General features: G+C 72.6%; 17 protein-coding genes. 6 read left to right on the top strand and 11 right to left on the bottom strand.

What is annotated here, in order from left to right:
* Entirely contained in the window at positions 1-609 is a 609-nt protein-coding gene (locus tag AW271_RS02415; RefSeq protein WP_062331016.1) for a TetR/AcrR family transcriptional regulator, read from the top strand.
* Here AW271_RS02415 and AW271_RS02410 read toward each other — a convergent pair.
* Complete coding sequence (locus tag AW271_RS02410) at positions 606-1,766, bottom strand: cytochrome P450 (protein ID WP_062331013.1); 1,161 nt, start codon at positions 1,764-1,766, stop codon at positions 606-608. The genes AW271_RS02415 and AW271_RS02410 overlap by 4 nt on opposite strands.
* Positions 1,766-5,113: a beta-L-arabinofuranosidase domain-containing protein gene (locus AW271_RS02405; RefSeq protein ID WP_218007921.1), complete on the bottom strand. Its 3,348-nt coding sequence runs from the start codon at positions 5,111-5,113 to the stop codon at positions 1,766-1,768. The genes AW271_RS02410 and AW271_RS02405 overlap by 1 nt, the downstream gene beginning before the upstream one ends.
* Before the next feature lie 222 nt (positions 5,114-5,335).
* Between AW271_RS02405 and AW271_RS02400 the strand changes: the two genes are divergently transcribed.
* A complete protein-coding gene (locus AW271_RS02400) occupies positions 5,336-6,010 on the top strand; it encodes a VOC family protein (RefSeq protein WP_062331008.1) in 675 nt (224 codons plus the stop codon).
* Positions 6,011-6,220: 210 nt separating this feature from the next.
* On the opposite strand, the gene ctaD is transcribed toward AW271_RS02400, so the two are convergent.
* Positions 6,221-7,879, bottom strand: coding sequence for an aa3-type cytochrome oxidase subunit I (ctaD, locus tag AW271_RS02395; protein WP_062331005.1), 1,659 nt, complete (start codon positions 7,877-7,879; stop codon positions 6,221-6,223).
* Between the two features lie 332 nt (positions 7,880-8,211).
* On the opposite strand from ctaD, the gene AW271_RS02390 reads away from it, so the two are divergent.
* Positions 8,212-8,790, top strand: coding sequence for a hypothetical protein (locus AW271_RS02390; protein WP_083975982.1), 579 nt, complete (start codon positions 8,212-8,214; stop codon positions 8,788-8,790).
* Here AW271_RS02390 and AW271_RS02385 read toward each other — a convergent pair.
* Together AW271_RS02385 and AW271_RS02380 are read right to left on the bottom strand one after the other, a co-directional pair.
* Complete coding sequence (locus tag AW271_RS02385) at positions 8,783-9,844, bottom strand: sensor histidine kinase (RefSeq protein WP_062330999.1); 1,062 nt, start codon at positions 9,842-9,844, stop codon at positions 8,783-8,785. The two genes, AW271_RS02390 and AW271_RS02385, sit on opposite strands and share 8 nt — an antisense overlap.
* Positions 9,841-10,494: a response regulator transcription factor gene (locus tag AW271_RS02380; RefSeq protein ID WP_062330994.1), complete on the bottom strand. Its 654-nt coding sequence runs from the start codon at positions 10,492-10,494 to the stop codon at positions 9,841-9,843. The genes AW271_RS02385 and AW271_RS02380 overlap by 4 nt, the downstream gene beginning before the upstream one ends.
* An 87-nt stretch (positions 10,495-10,581) precedes the next feature.
* Here AW271_RS02380 and AW271_RS02375 point away from each other — a divergent pair, with 87 nt between their 5' ends.
* Positions 10,582-11,913, top strand: a complete 1,332-nt coding sequence (locus tag AW271_RS02375; protein WP_062330991.1) for a S41 family peptidase — start codon at positions 10,582-10,584, stop codon at positions 11,911-11,913.
* Between the two features lie 4 nt (positions 11,914-11,917).
* Here the strand turns inward: AW271_RS02375 and AW271_RS02370 are convergent, their stop codons facing one another.
* The 4 genes from AW271_RS02370 to AW271_RS02355 all read right to left on the bottom strand — a co-directional run bounded on the left by AW271_RS02370 (position 11,918) and on the right by AW271_RS02355 (position 18,350).
* The gene (locus AW271_RS02370) at positions 11,918-15,583 is read right to left on the bottom strand and encodes an FHA domain-containing protein (RefSeq protein ID WP_062330988.1); all 3,666 of its coding nucleotides are present in this window, start codon (positions 15,581-15,583) and stop codon (positions 11,918-11,920) included.
* A 49-nt stretch (positions 15,584-15,632) separates the two neighbouring features.
* Positions 15,633-16,076: a CBS domain-containing protein gene (locus AW271_RS02365; protein ID WP_062330985.1), complete on the bottom strand. Its 444-nt coding sequence runs from the start codon at positions 16,074-16,076 to the stop codon at positions 15,633-15,635.
* A gap of 67 nt (positions 16,077-16,143) precedes the next feature.
* Entirely contained in the window at positions 16,144-18,030 is a 1,887-nt protein-coding gene (locus AW271_RS02360; protein ID WP_062330981.1) for a sigma-70 family RNA polymerase sigma factor, read from the bottom strand.
* Positions 18,027-18,350 (bottom strand): YciI family protein, encoded by a 324-nt coding sequence (locus tag AW271_RS02355; RefSeq protein ID WP_062330978.1) that lies wholly within the window; start codon positions 18,348-18,350, stop codon positions 18,027-18,029. The genes AW271_RS02360 and AW271_RS02355 overlap by 4 nt, the downstream gene beginning before the upstream one ends.
* Before the next feature lie 136 nt (positions 18,351-18,486).
* Here AW271_RS02355 and AW271_RS02350 point away from each other — a divergent pair, with 136 nt between their 5' ends.
* Positions 18,487-19,122 carry a DUF998 domain-containing protein gene (locus AW271_RS02350; RefSeq protein ID WP_083975980.1) on the top strand — a complete coding sequence of 212 codons (636 nt, stop codon included), beginning with the start codon at positions 18,487-18,489 and terminating at the stop codon, positions 19,120-19,122.
* Here the strand turns inward: AW271_RS02350 and AW271_RS02345 are convergent.
* On the bottom strand, positions 19,094-20,428 hold the full coding sequence (locus tag AW271_RS02345) for a type I glutamate--ammonia ligase (protein WP_062330973.1): 1,335 nt from the start codon (positions 20,426-20,428) through the stop codon (positions 19,094-19,096). The two genes, AW271_RS02350 and AW271_RS02345, sit on opposite strands and share 29 nt — an antisense overlap.
* Before the next feature lie 119 nt (positions 20,429-20,547).
* Positions 20,548-21,123 (bottom strand): TetR/AcrR family transcriptional regulator, encoded by a 576-nt coding sequence (locus tag AW271_RS02340; protein ID WP_062330971.1) that lies wholly within the window; start codon positions 21,121-21,123, stop codon positions 20,548-20,550.
* A 100-nt stretch (positions 21,124-21,223) separates the two neighbouring features.
* Between AW271_RS02340 and AW271_RS02335 the strand changes: the two genes are divergently transcribed.
* A complete protein-coding gene (locus AW271_RS02335) occupies positions 21,224-22,111 on the top strand; it encodes an SDR family oxidoreductase (RefSeq protein WP_062330970.1) in 888 nt (295 codons plus the stop codon).
* Positions 22,112-22,118 lie beyond the last annotated feature (7 nt).

Here is a 22,118-nt window from a genome sequence, read left to right as displayed (position 1 = left end):
GTGCCGCGCATCTCGGCCGCCACGATCGGCGAGCACCGCGCCCAGACCCAGGAGAAGATCCTGGAGGCGATCGCGCGGCTGGCCCGCCGGCAGGGCATCGACGCGATCTCGATGACCGAGCTGGCGGCCGAGGCGGGCATCACCCGGACCGTCCTCTACAACTACTTCCCCGACAAGACCGCGCTGCTGCTGGCCTTCACCGAGCGGGTGACCCACTACTTCGTCGAGAGCTACGCCCGCGACCTGCCCGCCGACGCCTCGCCGTCGGTCCGGCTGCGGGCGTTCGTCCGGCTCCAGCTGACCGGGCTGGTCGCCCACCCCCATCCGGGGGCCGCCGACCTGTCGGCCACCCTCGGGCCCGACGCCTACCAGCGGCTGGCCGCCCACGTCGCGCCGATGCAGGCGATCCTGCGCGAGATCATCCAGACCGGCGTCGACTCGGGCGAGTTCCAGACCGCCGACGTCGAGGCGGCGGCGCGGGCGGTGCTGGCGGTCCTCGGGTCAGAACGCATCCCGCTGACCGAGGGCGGCCGGACCCTGGAGGAGGCCGAGCGCTTCGTCTCGGTCTTCTGCCTGCGCGCCCTCGGGCCGGGAGACTCGGGAGACTAGAGCGTCAGCGGCAGGCCCCCGTGGTGGAGGCGGAAGTCGTCTCCGGCGTCGGCCGCGAGGCGCAGCGTGCCGAGTTCGCGGGCGACGCGGTCGAGCATGATCCGGGCCTCCAGGCGGCCCAGGGCCGCCCCGAGGCAGAAGTGGATCCCGTGCCCGAACGCCAGGTGCCGGCTCGCGTCGGTCCGGTGGACGTCGAACACGTCAGGGTCGGCGAAGACCTCCGGGTCGCGGTTGGCGCCCCAGAGCGACAGGGCCACCCGCTCGTTGGCCGGGATCACGCCCCCGGCCAGGTCGAGGTCGCGGAAGGCGAAGCGGGGCGGCACGATCTCGACCGGGCCGCGGAAGCGCAGCGTCTCCTCCACCACCGCGCCCGCCAGCGCGGGGTCGTCGCGGAGGTCCCGCCACTGCTCCGGGTGGGTGAGCAGCAGCCGGATGCCGTTGACGACGACGTCGACCGTCGTCTCCTGCCCGGCGATCAGCAGCAGCTGGATCATCGCGACCAGCTCGTCGCGGTCGAGGGCGTCGCCCTCGGCCTCCAGGGCGACCAGCCCGGAGAGCAGGTCGTCGGCCGGGTCGGCCCGGCGGCGGGCGGCCAGGTCGTCGACGTAGGCGGCGAACGCCAGGGTGGCCGTGCCGTCCCAGTCGGCGCCCGAGACGATCGTCGCCGACCAGGCGCGGAACATCGGCCGGTCCTCCTCCGGCACGCCGACGAGCTGGGCGATGACGTTGACCGGCAACGGGTCGGCCAGGTCGGCCACCCCGTCGAAGGAGCCCAGCTCCCGCGCGCGGGCGACCAGCCGGTCGGCCACCTCGGTGATCCACGGCTCCAGGAGGGCCGCCGTCCGGGCCGTGAACGCCCTGCTGACCAGCCCGCGCAGCCGGGTGTGGTCGGGCGGGTCGAGGGAGATGAGCTGCCGGGCCGCGATCCGCCCGGCCTCGCCGTGCCCGGGCGCGTGCCCGGGCGGCTGGTGGCCGATCTCCGGGTGCTGCAGGCCCGCCAGGACGTCGGCGTGCCGGGCCACCACCCAGAAACGGTCGCCGGCGGGGTCGATCTGGGGCACGGGCCGGCCCGCGGCCCGCACGCGCGTGTAGAACGCGTGCGGGTCGCGGCGGGTGGCGGGCTCCCAGAGCTCCGAGAGCCCGAACTCGGTGATCATCAGGACGTGGCGGCGTACTGCTTGACGATCTCGGTCGTGACCTCGTCGCCCTCGACGGTTCCGGTGACCGACACCGTGACCTCGCCGGCGGGCAGTGCCGCGGCGCGGACCGGGAACTGCTGGAACGCCGACTTGCCGGGGGCGACGCCGGTGAAGGTCTTCGAGCCGTGGGCGGTCTCGATCTCGACGTCGACGGGGGCGTCGTGGTCGTTCACCACGCGGACGGCCAGGTAGGCCGAGCCGCCGATGAACCGGGCCTCGGGGGTGACCGTGGCCGGGAGCTGCGCCCCGGGCGCGAGCTGGGCCCGCGCGCTGTCGGCGGCGGCCACGATCGCGGTCTTCTGGGCGGCGGTCAGCAGCCCGGCCGCCACGAACGCGTCGGCCGTCGAGGTGACCTTCGCCATGAACGCGGCGTGCGTCGCGAACGGGGCGTTGTCCCAGAGCACGTCCAGGAAGGTCAGGCCGTCGGTGCCCGGCGAGACGATCCCGGTGACCGGCACGTCGTAGTTGGGCAGGCCGTCGTTGCGCTTCACGTTCGGCACGCCCGAGTCGATCGTGCCGAACACGATCTTCGGCTCGACCCGGCGGAAGTAGGCCGAGTGGGCCTGGGTGTCGCCGACGTACCAGGGACGGAGGTTGAGGCCGCCCGTGGTGAACAGCGGGTCGCCGGCCGCGTTCACGCCGTTCGCGGTGATGGCCGCCCGCGCGTAGTCGCCGTCGCGCTTGAGGTGGCGGTAGAGGGTCAGCTCGCGGTAGGCGCCGCCGCCGGGGTTGCCGAGGATCGGCATGAGCAGCGGGCCCCACATGATCGACTGGGTGTCGGGGCGGTCGATGGCGCGCTCGATCCTGATGGCGAACGGCATCGAGATCTCGATGACGTCGCCGGTCGCCCAGGTGCGGTTCAGGGTCACGTAGGTGCCCGGGACCGGGGTCTGCAGCAGCTGGAGCACGCCGTTGATCTTCACCGAGTAGCCCTTGACGGCCCACTTGGGCACCCGCAACTTGAGAGCCAGCTGACCGCCGCTGGTGACGGTGAGCTTGGTGCCGGCCTGGCGCGGGAAGTTCGTCTCCTGGGTGAGCGCGAAGTTCTTCTCCGTCCACGTCACGGTCGAGGGCACGAACTGGTTGACCCACAGGGCCGAGCCGTCGGCCGACTTGAAGTAGGTCGCCTCCTGGTACTTGGTGTGGATCTCCAGGCCGGTGCCGCCGCAGCAGGTGCCGGTGTTGCCGTACGACTTCGTGGCGCCCGGGGTCAGCGGCTGGAAGTAGGTGACCTGCGGGTTGGCCGTGCTGGCCGAGTCGGCCCGGGAACCGGCGAGCTGGTTGAACAGGGCCCGCTCGTAGTAGTCCATGTAGGCCGGGTCCTGCGTGTGGAAGAACAGGTTCCGGGCCAGCTTGGCCACGTTGTAGATCGAGCACGTCTCGGCGCCGCCCTGGGCGATCGCGTTGGCGATGTTGTCCCGGTTCTGGAACATCTCGATGTTGTTGTTGGAGCCCGGGTAGTTCCCGCCCAGGCCACCGTGGGAGAACATGCGGTGCGGGACCAGCATGCCGAAGAAGTTCTTCGCCGCCTTGAGGTAGTCGTCGCCGCCGCCCTGCTCGAAGATGCGCAGGTAGCCCGAGAAGCCGGGCACGTGCTGGTTGACGTGCAGGCGGGCCGGGCGCCGGCGGCCGTAGGCGAGCGGGTTGGTGACCGTGAGGATGTCGCGGTTCTCGACGGTCGCGCCGAAGAGCGACTCGCGGTTGTCGAAGAACTTCGCCGTCTCCAGGTGCTTGGCGTCGCCGGTCAGGGCGTGGATCTCGGCGAACACCTCGTTGGCCCCGCCGAGCTCCCCGGCGATGTAGGTGTCCCACATCAGGTTGAGGTTGTCGCGGGTGATCGGGCCGGCGTAGCTCGGGTGGTTCTTGTCGCCGGTGGTGAGGGCGTTGTGCGCCCAGTCGGCCATCTTCACCGCGATCTCGCGGGCCCGGGTGTTGCCGGCCAGCGTGTACGCGTCCAGCAGCCCGCGAACGATCTTGTGCTGGGTGTACCAGGGCGCCCACACGTTCGTGGCGGCGTTGCCGCCGTACTGGGCGTAGCGGGGCGGGGCGACGCGGATGACGGCGTCCTCCGGGATGGCGCCCAGGTAGCCGGCGTAGACGGGCTTCCAGAGCTGGCCGCCCGACTGGGGGATGGAGACGATGCCGGCGGGACGGTTGTTGGGCGAGGAGTCGAGCGCCGAGGCGCCGTCGGTCTCGTCGAAGCGGTACCAGGCGATGTTGCCGCCGCCCGTGGCACCGGCGGCGGAGGTCTGGAGCGAGGTGATCTCGGCGGCGCTCAGGGCGCGGTCGAAGATGTGGAACTCGTCGATGCTCGCGTTGAGCATGGCGTCGCCGTAGGCGGAGCGGCCGATCCAGACGTTGCCGGGCACGCCGAGGTTGGTCGGGTTGAGGGTCATGTTCGGGTTGGTGCCGGCGACGGCGCCGTTGACGTACAGGGTGCCGACCGAGCCCGAGAGGGTGACGGCCAGGTGCACCCACTGGCCGGTGGGGATCGCGGCGGTGCCGTTGATCTGCTGCTCGCCGCCGCTGCCCGTGGTGGTGATGGCGAACCGGGGCGGGTTGCCCGTCACGCCCGCGCGGGCGGTGAGGAACATGTTGACGGCGGTGCTCTGGCCGAAGTCGAAGACCCGGCTCCAGTTCTGCGCGGCGGCGAGGTTGACCCAGGTCGCGATCGTGAAGTTGGTGAGCTGGGAGACCGCCTCCTGCGGCAGTCTGACGTGCTCGGCGTTGCTGCCGCCGTTGAGCTTCAGGGCGTTGCCGAACTTCCCGGCCACCCGGCCGATGGGCAGCGCCTCGGGCTCCTCGGGGTTCTCCGGGGCGGTCATGCGGGCGGTGATGGCGTCCTGGCAGGCGCCGAGTTCGGTGACCATCCAGTCGAGCTTGGTCTTGTAGACCGTCTCGCCCTGGTCGGCGTACGCCTGGGCCAGGGCGCTCAGGTAGTGGCCGGCCCAGTGGCCGCTCAGCAGGCCGCCGTCCTCCCAGCCGCCGGGCGCGGTCACGCCCGCGGGGTTGGGCCGGCCCGCCTGGTTGTTGAACAGGAAGAGGAAACGGCGTTCGTCGAACGCCTGCAGGAACGCCTTCATCCGGTCGCGCTTCTCCTGCAGCAGACCGGTCTTCAGGCTGATCTCGTGCAGCCGGAACGGCCTGACCGGGGTGTTGCTCCCCGCGCCGACATAGGGGATCCCGGCCACCGACTCGGTGACGTTCGCGGTCGCGGCCTGCGCCGTCGCCGTCTGGACGCCGGTGGTCGTCGCGGCTAACGCCACCCCCAAGGCCGACGTCCGCACGAAGGTGCGGCGGCTCATTCCTGACTTCTCGGATGCCGTCATGGCCTTCCCTTCACTTGCGCACATGACCCTCGACTGTTAGCGCTAACACAGCTCGAACACCGCTCAGCCAGGGGCTTTTCTCTTGAGATTGTTAGCGTTCACATCAGAAACACACCAGACCGGGCGGTTCAACCGTTACAGATGCGTTACGGAGAAAATAAGTAGAACCGCCACATTCCACCTGGTTAGCGTGGCCGCATGACCCCTCAGCTCGCCGCACTCTGCGTCGACGCGCAGGACCCGCCCGCGCTCGCCCGGTTCTGGGGCGAGTTCCTCGGCTGGAAGGCCGACGGCGACACCACCCTGCTGCCCGCCGACGACACCGGCTTCCGCCTGCGTTTCCTGCCGACGCGCGAGCCGAAGACCCGGCAGAACCGGATGCACTTCGACCTCACCAGCGGCTCGTTCGAGGAGCAGCAGGAGACCGTGGCCCGGGCGCTCGCGCTGGGCGGCCGGCACTTCGACGTCGGCCAGCTGCCCGAGGAGGAGCACGTCGTGCTCGCCGACCCCGAGGGCAACGAGTTCTGCGTCATCGAGGCGGGCAACCGGTTCCTCGCCGAGTGCGGGTTCATCGGGGCGCTGGCGTGCGACGGCTCGCAGGCCGTCGGCTACTTCTGGAGCGCGGCCCTGGGCTGGCCCCTGGTGTGGGACCAGAACGAGGAGACCGCCATCAGGTCGCCGCACGGCGGCCCGAAGATCACCTGGGGCGGCCCGCCGGTAGCGGCGAAGACCGGGAAGAACCGGCTGCACTTCGACCTCGTCCAGGTGGAGATCGACCAGTTGACCGCCCTCGGGGCGACCCGGCTCGGCGCCGCCGAGGGCCGGGTGCTCATGGCCGACCCCGACGGCAACGAGTTCTGCGTGCTCGGCTGATCCCGGTGGACGAGCACCGCCACCACGCCCATCAGCACGGCGGTCAGCAGCGTGGCCAGCACGACCAGGGTCACCTCGGTCCGGCTGACCTCCCACTGGAAGCGCCCCCGGGCCATCGCGGCGCAGGTGGCGTTCAGCCGGTCGATGCGGGCCGCGAAGGCCCGGTCCTGCTCGCGCAGGCGGCTGGCCATCTCGGCCAGCACCCGCTCGTCATCCACTGGGGATCCCGCGCCGGGTGACGTGGGGGTACTTGAGGTCGAACGCCGGCCGCTCCGACCTGATGGGCGGGATGCGGTGGAAGTTGTGCCGCGGCGGCGGGCACGAGGTGGCCCATTCGAGGCCGTTGCCGAAGCCCCAGGGGTCGTCGACCTCCACCTTCGGGGCGTACTTGGCGGTGTACCAGACGTTGAACAGGAACGGCAGCGTCGAGATGCCCAGGATGAGGGCGCCCACCGACGAGACCACGTTCAGGGTGGTGAAGCCGTCGACGGCGCTGTAGTCGGCGTACCGGCGGGGCATGCCCGAGATGCCCAGCCAGTGCTGCACCAGGAACGTGGTGTGGAAGCCGATGAACAGCGGCCAGAAGTGCCAGCGGCCGAGCCGGAAGTCGAGCATGCGGCCGGTCCACTTGGGCCACCAGAAGTAGAAGCCGCCGAACATGGCGAACACCACCGTGCCGAACAGCACGTAGTGGAAGTGGGCCACCACGAAGTAGGAGTCGTGGGCCTGGAAGTCGAGGGGCGGGCTGGCCAGGATGACGCCGGTGATGCCGCCGAACAGGAACGTCACCAGGAAGCCGACCGCGAACAACATCGGCGGCTCGAACGACAGGTGGCCGCGCCACATCGTGCCGACCCAGTTGAAGAACTTCACCCCGGTCGGCACCGCGATGAGGAACGACATGAACGAGAAGAACGGCAGCAGCACCCGGCCGGTGGCGAACATGTGGTGCGCCCAGACGGTGACCGAAAGGCCGGTGATCGAGATGGTCGCGCCGACCAGGCCGACGTACCCGAAGAGCGGTTTGCGGCTGAAGACCGGGATGATCTCGGTGGCGATGCCGAAGAACGGCAGCGCCACGATGTAGACCTCGGGGTGCCCGAAGAACCAGAACAGGTGCTGCCAGAGCATCGCGCCGCCGACCTCGGCGTCGAAGACGTGCGCGCCCAGGCGGCGGTCGGCCTCCAGCACCAGCAGCGCCGCCGCCAGCACCGGGAAGGCGATGAGCACGAGCACGCTGGTCAGCAGGATGTTCCAGGTGAAGATCGGCATCCGGAACATGGTCAGGCCGGGCGCCCGCATGGTGATGATCGTGGTGATGAAGTTGACCGCGCCCAGGATCGTGCCCAGGCCCGAGAGCACCAGGCCCATGATCCACAGGTCGCCGCCGATCTGCGGGCTGAACGGCCCGGTCGACAGCGGCGTGTAGCCCGTCCAGCCGAACGACGGGCCGTCCTCGGCGTTGAAGAGGCTGGCGGTCACCCCGAGGCCGCCGAACAGGAACAACCAGAAGCTGACCGCGTTCAGCCGGGGGAAGGCCACGTCGGGCGCGCCGAGTTGCAGCGGCATCACGACGTTGGCGAACCCGGCGAACAGCGGGGTGGCGAACAGCAGCAGCATGAGCGTGCCGTGCAGGGTGAACAGCTCGTTGTACTGCGCGTTGGAGACGATCTGCAGGCCCGGGTGGGCCAGCTCGGCGCGGATGACCAGTGCCATGATCCCGGCGATCAGGAAGAAGCCGAAGGCGGAGATCAGGTACATGTACCCGATCACCTTGTGGTCGGTGGTGGTCAGCCACGACACGATGACGGCGCCCTTGCCCCGTTTGACGGGCGCGAGCGGTGAGGTGATCGGCTCCTGGACGGCCATGGGCGGCGCACCTGCCTGTCATGCGGGAAAACCGCTGTGGACGATCCGGCCGACGGGAAAATACCCGGCGACCCGGCACGAATAACTTGTCCGCCTTTTTACCACCCCCCGGATTTAACGTTGGGGAGAGATTCTCCCCCGTTTCCGACATGGCCTCCGAGCGTCCGGGTACGCCGAAATGAATCGCCGATTCGAGTAATCGAGGAGCGTGAATGCTCGCTTTTTATGATCACGAGGAGTCGGAATTCTACGGGCTCTGTGTAGAGGAGCTCCTCACGTGCCGACCTGCGATGAGACACGTCCACGAATTCGGCGCCGGCTCTGGTCGGGCCATGGTGAGCACCATTCAGCGCATCGATTTCCAGGGCCGGATGCGCGGTTTCGAACTCGACGAGACGTCCGCCGCGTCCGCCCGCGAGCTGATCCACCAGACCGGCCTGACCGGGCGTTACGAAGTGCGCCACGGCGATTTCTTCGCCGGTATCCACCCCGGCGAGAAACGGCGCTGCGTGGTCGCCAATCCGCCGTATCTCCCCCATCCGGAGGAGCGCCCGGCCTTCCCTCATCTGTCGGGCGGGCACACGGGCGCGGGCATCAGCAAGCGCATCCTGTCGGCCGGCTTCGACACCGTGCTGATGATGATCTCGTCGTACGCCGACCCGTGCTCGGTGCTGGCGCACGCCCGCGCGTGCGGCTACACGCTGACCAGCTGGATGGTGCTGCCCCTGCGGATGGGCGCGTTCTCCCGCCGGCCGCACGTCCGGCGGCGCATCGAGGCCATGTCGCGGGCCGGCACCGCGTTCGTGGCCGGGGAGCGCTACCTGCTGGCCGGCGGGGTCTGGGACCGGACCGGCGGCGGCGACCAGTCGGCCGTGTTGTCCCGCGTGATGTCGCGGTTCGGGGTCAGCTGACCGGCGGGAACCTGACGACGAGCTCCAGGCCGCCGCCCAGGTTGGGGCGCGCGTCCATCCGGGCTCCGTGGGCGCGGGCGATGGCGTCGGCGATCGACAGGCCCAGGCCGGCGCCCTGGGTCCGGGTCGTGCCGATGCGCCGGAACGGGGCGAACAGGTCGCCGAACCGCTCGGGCGGCACGTGGGGACCGGTGTTGGTCACCCGCAGCACGCCCCCGGCCAGGGTGATCCCGGCGGTCCCGCCGGGCACGTTGTGGCGCACGGCGTTGCCCGCCAGGTTGGTGACCAGGCGGTGCAGCAGCGTGCGGTCGCCGAGCACCACGCACGGCCCGGCCGTCACGGTCACGGTCACGTCGTCGTGGTCGAGCTCGGCCGCCGCGAGCCTGACCACCTCCGCCAGGTCGACCTCCTCCGGCGCTTCGAGCCCGTGCTCGGCCTGGGCGAGCACCAGCAGGGCGTCGATGAGCCGCTCGCTGCGCCGGTTGGCGGCCAGCAGCTTGTCCTTGACGGGGCCGACGTCGTCGGGCAGCCCGATCTCGATCGCGGCCCGCTGCACGGCCAGCGGCGTGCGCAGCTCGTGGGAGGCGGTGGCGATGAAGCGGCGCTGGCCCTCGACCGAACGTTCCAGCCGGGCCAGCATCTCGTCGAAGGTGTCGGCCAGCTCGCGGAGCTCGTCGCGCGGACCGGCCAGCGCGATGCGTTCGTGCAGGTTCGACAACGACAGGCGGCGGGCGGTCGCGGTGATGCGGTGCACCGGCCGCAGCATGCGCCCGGCGAAGAACCAGCCGACGGCGAGCGACACCAGGGTCATCACCACGATGGCGACGCCGGCCACCTCCCACTGGTAGGTGACGACCTCCTCGACCAGCCTCGGCCGCACCGGCGCGGGCCGGACGGGCGACCCGCCCGGGAAGGGGGCCTGGGGCGCCAGGGGCCGGGTCTCGAACCGGAGCCGCTGGTGCAGCGACAGGTTGACGCTCACCAGCAGCACCGCGGCCGTCAGCAGGAACAGCCCCGTGTACGTCAGCGCCAGCCGGACCCGGATCGTCCTCACAGCGCGTATCCCGCCCCGGGCACGGTCCGGATGCACGGCGGGTCGCCGAGTTTGCCGCGCAACCGGCTGACCACGACCCGCACGACCGTGGTGAACGGGTCGGCGTGCTCGTCCCAGGCCAGCTCCAGCAGGCGTTCGGCGCTGACGACCGCCCCGTCGGCGCGCAGCAGCGCCTCCAGGACGGCGAACTCCTTCAGCGACAGGTGCAGGTGCCGCCCGTCCCTGGCGGCCTGCACCCGCAGGGTGTCGAGCACGATCCCGTGGCGGGTCAGCACGGGCGGCACCGGTTCGCGGCTGCGCCGCCCGAGGGCCCGGACCCGGGCCACCAGTTCGGCGTAGTCGAAGGGCTTGGGCAGGTAGTCGTCGGCGCCCAGCCCGAGGCCGGCCACCCGCTCGGGCACCGAGGCCGCCGCGGTCAGCATCAGGATGCGGGTGCGGCTGCCGCGTCCGGCCAGGTCGCGGCAGAGGTCGTCGCCGTGCACCTCGGGGAGGTCGCGGTCGAGCACGACCACGTCGTAGTCGTGCACGGCGAGGCGTTCGGCCGCCGCCGCGCCGTCGTAGACGACGTCGACGGCCATGGCGTGGCGCCGCAGGCCCTCGCCGACGAGGTCGGCCAGGTCGTGTTCGTCCTCCACCACCAGAACTCGCATGCCCCGTTCCTACCGGGCCGGAGGTTACGGCGGCGTCAACGATTTCCGTCACCGCCGCGCAACGCGCCGCCCGGGACATTCGGCGACATGACCAAGCTGCTGGCCGCGGCGGCCCTCGCCGCCCTCCTGACCGTGCCTCTCGCCCCCGCCGCTCCGGCGGCCGCCGCCCCGCCGGCGTGCGCCCGCATGACGGGGCCGCCGCCCGCCTCTCCTCCCCCGACCTCGGTCGACACGCTCGGGCAGGCGTTCTTCTGCGTGCTCGACCACTACTACAGCGGGCCCGGCCTGCGCACCTCGGATCTGCTGCGGGACGCGTTCGCCGCGTACACGCGGAACCTGCACAAGCGCGGCGCCGACGTCGGGGGGCTGCGGCTGCCCGCGCTGACCGGCGACCGCGACGCCGACTGGGCCGCCGCGGCGAAGGCGCTCGGCGCGGGCGACCCGGTGGCGCTGCGCGCCGCCATCGACGGGATGGTCGCGGGGCTGCGCGACAACCACGCCCGGTACCAGGTGCCCGAGCCGCCGGGCGAGGACGGCCCCGCCGGGACCGGCATCGTCGGCGCGTCGGGGATCAGCGGGCCGGGCCTCGACCCGGCGGCCCGGCCGCCGTTCTTCATCACCGACGTCGTCGAGGACAGCCCCGCCGACAAGGCCGGCGTCCGGCCGGGCGACATCGTCCAGGCGATCGACGGGGTGCCCGTGTGGATCGGCGACACGCTGAACCCGCTGCTCGTCGAGCAGGTGCAGCGGCCGTCGTTCACGATGACCCTCAAGCGGCCCACGACCGGCCGGGTGCGCACGGTGAAGCTCACCGAGGGCCCGCTGACGCGTCCGGAGCGCGTGCCGACGGTCCGGGACGTCTCCGGGGTCCGTCACGTCACGCTGTCCGGCTTCTACGACGGCGCCGCCGACCAGGTGATCGCGGCGCTGCGCGGCGGCCCGAAGAAGGTCGTGCTCGACCTGCGCGGCAACGGCGGCGGCTCCCCCAGGGAGGTCGTCCGGCTGCTCGGCGCGTTCGCCCATGGTGAGGTCACCAGCTACTTCTGCGCGTACGACGGCTCCTGCACGCCCAACATGACCGACGACACCGTGCCCCTGCTCGGCGCCCGGCTCGTCGTGCTGACCGACCGGCGGTGCGCGTCGGCCTGCGAGGGCTTCAGCTCGGCCGTCCAGGACCTCGGGATCGGCCCGATCGTCGGCACCCGGACGGCGGGCGCCATCTCGGGTCCGGCCGGCGGGTGGCTGCTGAACGACGGCAGCGTGGTCGTGCTGCCGTCGGTGCGCCATCTCGGCCCCCGGAAGGAGCTCATCGACCTGGTCGGCGTCCCGGCCGACCACCAGGCCCCGATGACCGCCCTGGATCTGGCGACCGGCCGCGACCCGGCCCTGCGCAAGGCGCTGTCGTTGCTGAACGGCTGAGGTCTCAGACGGGCAGCGGGCCGCCGTGGCCGGGGATGCCCCGGTCGGGCGGGATCGGCTGTTCGGCGGCGTCGTCGGCGGTGACGCCCTGGGCGCGGGTCAGGTCGGCCAGCCGCCGGTAGTAGGCGGCGACCGCGCCGAGGGCCTCGCCGACCGCGCCCAGCAGCGTCGCGCCCGCCCGCTCGACGACGTCGGCCTCGTGGACCTCGAAGGCCCGCAGGCCGTCGAGGATCGCGGCCTTCAGGTCGCGCAGCAGCCGGACGTCGTGGTGGGCGTAGGCGCGGCAGAGCGTCGCCACGCTCGGGAAGTCGAGGTCGCGCACGGCCGACACCGTGGTCGTGACCAGCGTGGTCTCGGGGCGGGCCGCCAGCGCCGCCAGGTCGGCGTCGTAGGAGCGCAGGTCCAGATGGGGGTCGCAGAACCCGGCGGTGAGCTGCCACAGGGTGCGCAGGTCGTCGCCGAGCAGGCCGTCGAGGTAGCTGACCAGGAACCGCCGGTGGGCCTCGACGACGAACTGCGCCTTGAACGGCGTCAGCTCGCCGGGGTTCTCGCCCGCCGTGGCGGCCATGGTGGTGAAGGCGTAGTCGGCGGTCAGCGCGTTCTCCATGCCGACCAGCAGGTAGACGAACCGGACCCAGGTCCGGAACAGCTCCTCCAGCGGCAGCGCCCGCAGCCCCTCCTCGGTGAGCACCACCCCCCACTTCGCGCCGAACTCCAGCCGGCGCAGGTGGCCGATCTGGTACATGGCGAGCTGCGCGTCGATCTCGGCGTGGGCGTGGTGCAGGATCTTCCGGTACGCCGCCGTCGCGTCGAGCCCGACGTGGTTGCGGACGATGTGCGGCCCGCCGATGTGCAGGTGGAGGAACTCACCGACGTCGAAGACGGCTCCGCCGATGGCCATCCAGTAGCCCGCCTCGGGCGTGGTGTGCCGGGCCAGCTCCGACACGTCGAAGCGGGGGCCCTGCTGCGCGTGGCCCAGGTAGGTGGTGAAGACGTCCTGGCTCAGCCGCCCGTCGGCGGTCAGCCGCCGCAGGAACTCGCGGCCGTCGCCGGGCACGATCCCGGCCAGCGCGTCGAGCACGGCCACGGCGAAGCGCGCGCTGCCGCACACGTAGACGTGGGCGCCGCGCTCCAGCAGCGCCCACAGGTCGTCGGCCTCGGCGCGGATCACGTCGTCGACCCGGCGGCGGCGGCCGGCCCCGACGACGTGCCGGGCGCCGTCGAACGTGACGCCGGCGTCGGCGCGGCTGAACGCCACCGACAACCGCAGGCGGCCCTCGGCCGCCGCGGTCTCCAGATCGGGGTGGTGGACGAACTCCTCCGGCGACCGGATCCCCAGGTAGAGCCGGTTCTCCCCCGGCCCGGTGCGGGCGGCGGCGAAGCCGAGGAACGGCGCGATGCCGGAACCGGCCGCGAACATCACGACCGGCCGGGAGGGGTCGGCGGGCAGCCGGAACCTCGGCGTCGGCACGATCTTCAACGACAACTGGCGGCGGCCCTCCTGGGCGGCGCGGCGCAGGAAGTGGGAGGCCGTGCCGCGCCGTTCCCGGGGGTAGGACCACGGGGTGCGGGCCGAGGTGTAGCCGAGACCGGCGACCACCAGCCGCAACGTGGTGGCCGCCTCGCCGGGCGGCGGGGCCGAGGCGATCGAGTAGAGGCGGAACGGCTCGGGCGGCACCACCCGGCAGAGGGCGTCCTTCTCCCGCAGGTCGGCCTTCCACATCCGGGTGACGTCGTAGCCGCCCGCGTACAGCAGGTTCAGGACGTCCCAGAGCTCCCACTGGTCTTCCATGCGGGCGTCCACGACGCGTTGCCAGGCTCCCACGGCCGTCAGTCTGATCAGCCGTTTGGCCACCTCGCGGCCGATGGGCCGCAGGCGGGCGAAGCGCAGCAGGGTGCGCAGCGGCAGCACGTCGGCCTCGCCGAACCCGGCCCGGCCGGCCACCGCCGTGCGCCACTCGGGGGTGAGCGGCACCAGTTCGTCGCCGGTCGCCTGGAGCGCCGCGACGGTGCGGCGCACCAGGTCGTCGTCGTTCTCGGCCAGCACGCCGACCCGGTCGCCCGGCAGGTGGTGCACGCCCTGCCCGGTGACGTCGAGGTCGAGGTAGCACGTCCAGGAGCCCGCGTCGCCGGTGACCACGCGGCCCCGGCGGGCGGTGCCGAACACCACCGGCGCGCCGACCGGCGGGCGGCGCTCCTCCCGGACGACGGCCAGTTCGCCGTCGACCTTGTCCCAGGTCCGGTCCTTGAACAGGCCGGTGAAGCGGGCGCCGGTGGTCACCTGGCGGCCGACCTTGAAGGCGACCTCCAGGAAGCCGTACGCCTTGATGCGGTGCAGCCCCATCCAGCCCCGGTCACCCACGTAGGCGTCGAGCATCGCGTTGTAGACGCCGCGCAGGGTGCTGTCGCGGGTGTCCTCGACGTACTGGCGGACCGACACCTCGCGGAGCGCGGCGACCAGCTCCTTCCAGTGCCGGGGGAAGAAGCCGGCCAGGTAGGTGCTCTGCTGCCCCACCATCGAGCCGAAGTCGCGGCGTTCGAGGAAGGCGTCGATCGCGTGCACCTGCGGCTGGGCGGTGCCGCTCGGGCTGGGCGCGCCGTCGAAGATCGGGACGCCGGCCGTGCCGACCGTCTTGGCCCAGAGCACCTGGTCGAGCGGGCTGCGGCCGCGCGGGTTGGGGTCGATCTGCGGATAGACGACCTGGGTGACGTACCGGAGCCGGTCGAGGATGACCAGGAGGGAACGCTCCAGAGCGGCCGGGTCGTCGGCGACGACGGCCTCCTGCGCCTCGACCATCGCGCCGAGCACCGGCGTGAGCCCCATCGCGAACTCGGTGGTGACCAGGTAGAAGACACGTTCGGCCGCGTTGTCCCAGGTCGGCACGAGCAGGTCCATGTTGTCGAGGACCCTGGGCCCGGCCGGGTCGCGCAGCCGCCAGTTGTAGAAGAACAGGTCGATGTACGACACGGCGGGCGTCTTCTTGCCCAGCCGCCGCGAGACCGTCGTCCAGGGCCGCAGCAGGGAGTCGGGCAGCGCCTTCGGCGGGTCGACGGCCATGTACTGGTAGGCGTGCGCGAACACGCCGAGCATCGTCGAGGCGCGCAGCAGGTAGCGGTCGGGCAGCGCCTCGGGCCGGGCGTCGAGCACCGGCATCGCGTCGAAGGCCCGCCGCAGCGACAACCGCCGGAACAACTCGGGCAACCGCGCGGTCATCTCGTCCCAGGCGCGATGGGAATCGGGGAAGGCGAGCAGCGGCGGCTCGGCGGGCAGGAATCCGTGGGCGAACGACAGGAACCCGTCGAGCTCGTGCCCGGCCCGCCGGTTGAACGCCTCGGCCCCCTCGACCACCCGGCGGGCGGCGACGCGGGGCGGCCCGACCGGGCGCAGCATGGTCAGCTGGCCGGCGTCGAGGGTGGTGGTCCGGTCAGGGTCGACGAACGCCCACGTCACCTCGTAGCGGCCGATGCGGACGCGGTCGCCCGCGCGGAGCACGTGCCGGGTGATCTTCGTGTCGTTGACGAACGTGCCGTTGGAGCTGCCGAGGTCGGTGAGGGCCAGCTGGCCGTCGTCCCATTCGAGCCGGGCGTGCCGCCGGGAGACGGCGCCGTCGTCGAGCACCACGGCCGCCGCGCCGGCGTCGCGGCCGAGGGTGACCGGCAGGGTGCACACCCGCTGGCTGGTCGCCTTGGTGTGCCGGTCGGTGAGGGTCAGCCGCAGCTCAGGAATGGTAGATCACCGCACGGCACAGGTCGGCGCGGGAGAGCGTGCCCACGAGATTCCCCCCATCGACGACGGGAAGCCTCCGGATCCCGCGCTCGATCATCACGATCGCGGCCCTGGCCAGTTCGTCGGCCGGGCTCACGGTGGCCGTGTCGCGCACGACGAGCGGGTCGATGACCCGGTCGGCGAGGGCGCGGCCCTTCTCCAGGAAGATCCGGAACGCGTCGGCGAGGGTGCCGCCACCGGCGGTCACGTCGTCGAAGCCGGGCAGCATGGCCCGCACCAGATCCTCTTCGGACAACGACCCGGCGAACCTGCCGTCATGGTCGATGACCATGAGTTGCCCGACCTCGGAGACGCTCACCACTTCGGCCGCCCGTCTGATGGTCGAACCGAGCCGGATGTGCGCCGGGAACGCCGTCATGACGTCGCCGACCAGCATGGCGGGCCACCTCCCCGATCATTCTCCCGGAGTGTAAATCGGGGATTTTCGGGTGTACAGGTGGCTGTTAGTCCTGACTTTTCAGGTCAGACAGGGTGTGGCCGGTGGCCAGTTTGAACAGGCGCTCGGCACGCTCGTAAGAGAGCCGGCGGCGGCCCGTGTGAGGGCACCGGTCACTCTCGGCGGGGGCGCGGGCGGGCGCGGGGCGGCGTCCCGAGAGGAACAGCGGGCCCCGGGTGCGGTCGCCGATCAGGTCGGGGAGTAGCGCGGCCGTCCGGGAGCGCCAGGTGATCCCGGTACGGGAGCGGCGGTCCGCCAGGTCGAGGTCCTCCACGTTGAGGGCCAGCACCCGGGTCACCGGGGCGGCCGACTCGCGCAGCAGCCACCACAGGGCCCGCTCCCGCAGGGCGGCCTCCGTGTCGCGCCACGCCGGCGCGGCCGGCCGGGGCTCCGGCGGGGGCTCGGGCCGCCGGGTGAGCTCGGCGACCAGCTCGGGCCGGCCGGCCCAGGTGAAGAAGGAGCGCAGCGCCGCCACGTGCCGGTTCCAGGTCCGGGCCGCCGTGCCGTGCCAGGCCGCCGTCGCCACCCGGGCCACCTCGGCGGGGGCCGGCTCGGCCACCGGGGTCTGCTCGCCGAGGGCCGTGCGCAGCCGCTTCAGCGTCTGGCCGTAGGAGCGCGCCGTCGGGCCGGCGAGCCCGGCCAGGAATTCGGCCACGGCCGGGCCGAGCGTCGCTCCGGTGGGCTCCTCGGCCGGGAGGTCGGCGGCGCGGCGTTCCAGGAAGGCCCGTTCGGCGGCGTTGTCGGCCAGCGCCGCCGCCCGCAGGAACTCGCGCCGGGCCGGTTCGGCGCGGCCCAGGCGCAGCAGCAGGTCGGCCCGGACCGCCGGGAGCAGGTGGTAGTTCCGCAGCGCCGGGTCGGCGGTCAGGTCGTCGGTCCGGTCGAGACCCGCCTGCGGGCCGCGCGCCATGCCGACGGCCACCGCCCGGTTGAGCCGCACGACCGGGGTCGGGGTCAGCCGGACGAGCAGCTCGTAGAGGGACACGATCCGGTCCCAGTCGGTCTCCTCGGCCGTCGGCGCCTGGGCGTGGCAGACCGCGATGGCGGCCTGCAGCAGGTAGGGACCGGGCGGCCCGCCGAGTTCCCTGGCCCGCAACATGGCGGCGAAGCCCCGGCGGATGCGGAGCCGGTCCCAGCGGCCCCGGTTCTGCTCGTGCAGCGGGATCGGCTCGCCCGACGGGCCGGTGCGGGCGTCGGCCCGGGAGGCCTGGATCTCCATCAGGGCCAGCAGGCCCCACACCTCCGGCCGCGGGGCCGCCTCGGCCAGCATGCCGCCGAGGCGCAGCGCGTCCAGGGTGAGGCCGGGGCGCATCAGGTCGTCGCCGGAGGCGGCCGCGTACCCCTCGTTGAAGATCAGGTAGACGACCTCCAGCACCGAGGCGAGCCGGTCGGCCGCCTCGTCGGGGCCGGGCAGGTCGAAGCCCACCCGGTGCTCCGCGAGCGTGCGCTTGGCGTCGGCGATCCGCCGGGCGATCACCTGCTCGCCGGTGAGGAAGGCGCGGGCGATCTCCGCGGTGCTCAGCCCGCCGAGCAGTTTCAGCGTGAGCGCGACCCGCGCCGGAGGCGGCAGCACCGGGTGGCACGACAGGAACATCAGCCGCAGCGTGTCGTCCCGGTCGTGCTCGTGGTCGTCGTCGTCGTGGCGCAGGTCGTGGGCCAGTTGCTCGTGGGTGCGGTCGTGCCGCCGCTCGGCCCGGATGTGGTCGATCGCCCGGCGCCTGGCCACGGACATCAGCCAGGCGCCGGGGTTGCCGGGCATGCCCTCGGCGGGCCACTGCTCCATCGCCGCGACCAGGGCGTCCTGGGAGAACTCCTCGGCCAGGCCGACGTCGCCGACCAGCCGGGTCAGCGCGGCGACGATCTTCGCGGACTCCAGCCTCCAGACGGCGTCGATCACTGGACTCTGCGGATCTCACTGACCCCGTCGCCGACGATCCGGCGGAAGCGCCGGGCCAGTTCCAGCACCTCGTCCTCCGACCGCACCTCGACCAGGGCGAAGCCGACCGCGACCTCCTTGGCCTCGGTGAACGGCCCGTCGGTGACGGTGAACTCCTCCCCCGAGGAGGTCATCCGCAGCCCGCCGGGCTCCAGGCCGCCGGTGGCCAGCAGGATGCCCTTGGCGCTCATCTCCTCGATGAACGCGCCCATTTCGGCGAACAGCCTCTCGTCGGGGGCGGGGGTGTTCTCGTCGGCCAGGCTCAGCATCAGGTAACGCATCTCGGTCTCCGTTCGTCGTCCGGTGTCGGTGCCGGTACGTCGATTCGCCGATGTGACAGGGAACGGCGGCGTTCCCCGTCATATCGCATCGTCGACGTCCCGGATGAACCGGCCCCCTCAACTCGGAGAGTCCCCGATGACCACGTCCACCACCCGCACCCTGCTCCTCTGCGCCGCCGTCGCCGGACCGCTCTGGTCGGCGGTGGCGCTGGCCCAGGCCGCCACGCGGGAGGGCTTCGACCTGACCCGCCACCCGCTCAGCCTGCTGAGCACCGGCTCGCTCGGCTGGCTCCAGATCACGAACTTCGTGGTCGGCGGCATCCTGCTGCTCCTCGGGTCCGCCGGCCTGCGCCGCGCCGGGATCGGCGTCTGGACGCCCCGGCTGGTCGCCGCCGCCGGAATCGGCATGATCGCCGCCGGGGTCTTCGTGATGGACCCCGCCGACGGCTTCCCCGCGGGGACCCCGGCCGGGCCCGGCGAGCTCGGCCTCGCCGGGATCGGCCACATGGCGGCCGGGTCGCTCACCTTCTTCTCGCTGATCGCGGCCTGTTATGTGCTGGGCCGCCGGTTCTCCCGCGCCGGCGCGGGGGGCCGGGCGGTCGCCTCCCGGGTCGCCGGGACGGCCCTCCTCGTGGGGAACCTCTGGGCGATGGGCGGCGGTCCGGCCGGGTCGCTGACCCTCGCCGTCGGGGCGATCGCCGCCCTGCTCTGGGTCTCGCGGGTCTCCTGGACCCTGGCGGACGTCAGTACCGCCACAGGTGCGCGGCGATGACCTCGTCGTCGGGCCGCCCCTCGGCCCACGCCTGGTCGGCCGCGCGCACCACGGTGAAGGCGCCGAAGAGCTCCTCCCCCAGGACGGCGCGCACGCGGTCGCTGCCGAGCAGGGCCGCGTGCTGGTCCGCGAACGTCGCGGGCAACCGCCGGATGCCCGCCGCCGTGCGCCGCTCGTCGGTCCACGGGCCCGGGTCCTCCTGGACGGGCGGCGGGGGCACGAGCCCGTCGGCGATGCCGGCCAGGCCCGCCGCGATGACGACGGCCAGCGACAGGTAGGGGTTGGCGGAGGCGTCGGAGGGCTTGAGCTCCACGTTGGCGTGGGCCGCGCCCAGCAACGGCGTGGAGGGCACGAACCGCAGCGCGGCCTCCCGGTTCTCCACGCCCCAGAAGGCGTAGGCGCTGGAGAAGAAGCCGGGCCGCAGGCGCAGCAGGGAGGCGACGCTGGGGGCGGTGATCGCGGCGATGGACGGCAGGTCGCGCAGCAGCCCCGCCAGGTAGGCGGCCCCGTCGGCGGTCAGCCCGTGGACGCCGTCGCCGCCCGAGAGCAGGTTGACGCCGTCGCGGGCGACGGAGGTGTGCAGGTGCCAGCCGTTGCCGACGCGCGCGCCGTCGGTCAGCGGGGCGAAGCAGGCCCGCAGCCCGTGGGCGCGGGCGGCGGCGTGGATGGTCTGGCGGGTGAGCAGCTGCCGGTCGGCGGCGGTGACCGGGTCGGCCGGGGCGATGTTGAGCTCGAACTGCGCGGGGCCGTATTCGGCGTGCAGCTGGCCGATCTCGACCCCGTTGGCGCGCAGGTCGCCCATCAGCCGGGCGGCGAACTCGTCGACCTCCAGCAGCAGGCGCGGGCTGTAGGAGGGACCGGCCACCGGGAGGGGGCCGTCCTCGCGGCTGAGGCGGAACTCCATCTCGTAGCCCGCCCGGAACTCGTATCCGGCCCCTGCGGCGGCCTCGACCTGGCGTTCCAGCACCCCGCGCTGGTCGTACGGCCACGGCTCGCCCTCGGCGGTGATCTGCCGCCCGGGGGCCCACGCGAAGCCGGGCTGCCCGGCCAGCGGCACGATCCGGTCGGCGATCGGCACGAGGCGCACGTCGCCCGACGGGGTGGTCAGCCCCGGCGGGCCGTAGGTGATGCCGTCGTGCGTGTCGAAGACCGCGAACAGCGGGCTGACGCCCACGCCGCGCTCGGCCGCCTGCGGCAGCTGCTCGACCGGGATCGTCCGGGAGCGCGGGATGCCGTTGTTGTCGGCCCAGACGACCATGAGGCCCACGACGCCGTCCTCGGCCAGTTGCTCCGCCGTTCTCCGCATCCGCGTCCCTCCCGCCCGGTCACCGGCCACGACGTTAGGGGCGGCCGGACCGCACGGCCATCACCGTCGCCATTCCGGAGGGTCCGCCCGGCGGCGCCCAAACCCGCGCCGCCGCGCGTTCACTTCGGGGAGGACGCGAGGGCGAGGGCGTGGAGGCGGGCGAAGGCCGCGCGGATGTATTCGGAGAGGTCGGCCGCGTCGTCGGCGGCGATCCACGACGTGAAGGCCGCCCGGAACAGGGCGATGCCCGTCTCGGCCGCGACCGACGCCGGTCCTTCGGCGGTTCCGCGGGCCCGCAGGGCCGCGTCGAGGGCCTCGGCCAGCCCGGCCAGTTTGACCAGTTCGCGTTCGAGCAGCTCGGCGTTGGCCTTGATGGCCGCCTGCCGCCGGCGCGCGAAGGAGCGGCGCTCCTCGAACAGCGTCCCCACCTGTTCCAGGGCGCTCGCCACCACCGTCAGGGGCGGCGCGCCGGCCGGAGCCCCGGCGACGGCGCCCACGAGGACGTCGTGCAGGTGGGCCGAGCCGCCGAAGAGGACCTCGCGTTTGTCGGTGAAATGGCGGAAGAACGTGCGTTCGGTCAGGCCCGCGCGCTGGGCGATCTCGGCGATGGTCGTCTTGTCGTAGCCGCGTTCGGTGAAGAGGTCCAGGGCCGCGTCTTCGAGCCTGCCGCGTGCGTTCGGCTCCCATCTCGCCATGCGGCGAAGTCTAGGTGATGTCAGTTCCTGTCGTCTTGATGTCAGAGACTGACATCGCCTACTGTGATGACAGTTCATGACATCAAAGGAGCAAGACATCATGCGTGTGTTCGTGACGGGCGCGTCGGGATGGATCGGATCGGCCGTGGTGCCGGAACTGCTGGCCAGGGGGCATGCGGTCGTCGGGCTCGCCCGCTCCGACGCCTCCGCAGAAACGCTCGGCGAGGCGGGCGCGGAGGTGGTTCGCGGCACCCTCGACGATCTCGGCCTGCTCCGGGAAACGGCGGCCGCCTCCGACGGGGTCGTCCACCTGGCGTTCAAGCACGACGTCGCCTTCTCCGGGGGATTCGCCGAAGCCGCCGGGGCCGATCGGGCGGCCGTCGAGGCGATGGTCGGGGCCCTGGGGACCACCGGGCGGCCGTTCGTGCTGGCGTCCGGCCTGCTCGGGCTGGCTCCCGGCCGGATCGGCACCGAGCGCGACCTCCCCGCCGCGTCGGAGTCGCCGATCCATCGGCGGGCGGAAACGGCGCGCTGGGTGGTGGAGCAGCAGGGGGCTCGCGCGTCCGTGCTGCGGCTGCCGCCCACCGTCCACGGCGCGGGAGACAACGGGTTCATGGCCTTCTACGTCGCCGCCTCCCGGGCCGCGGGGCGCGCGGGGTTCGTCGGCGAGGCACGGTGGCCCGCCGTGCACCGGTCCGACGCCGCCCGGTTGTTCGTGCTCGCCCTGGAGGAGGCGCCGGCCGGGTCGGTGCTGCACGCCGTCCACGAGGAGGGCGTCCCGTTGCGGGACGTCGCCGAGGCCGTGGGGAAGCGGCTCGGGATCCCGGTGGCGTCGCTCACGCCCGAGGAGGCGGCCGTCTCGTACGCCTGGCTGGCTCCGCTCATCGCCGCGGACAGCCCGGCCTCCGGCGTGCTCACCCGGGCCCGGTTCTCCTGGGAGCCCACCGGACCCGGTCTTCTCGAGGATCTGGTGCACTACTGCGAGTGAGCCGCGG

The organism is Herbidospora sakaeratensis (assembly GCF_001570525.1).
GTDB lineage: Bacteria > Actinomycetota > Actinomycetes > Streptosporangiales > Streptosporangiaceae > Herbidospora > Herbidospora sakaeratensis.
Note: the sequence above shows the minus strand (reverse complement) of the source record. Positions and strands in the feature narration are given on the sequence as shown.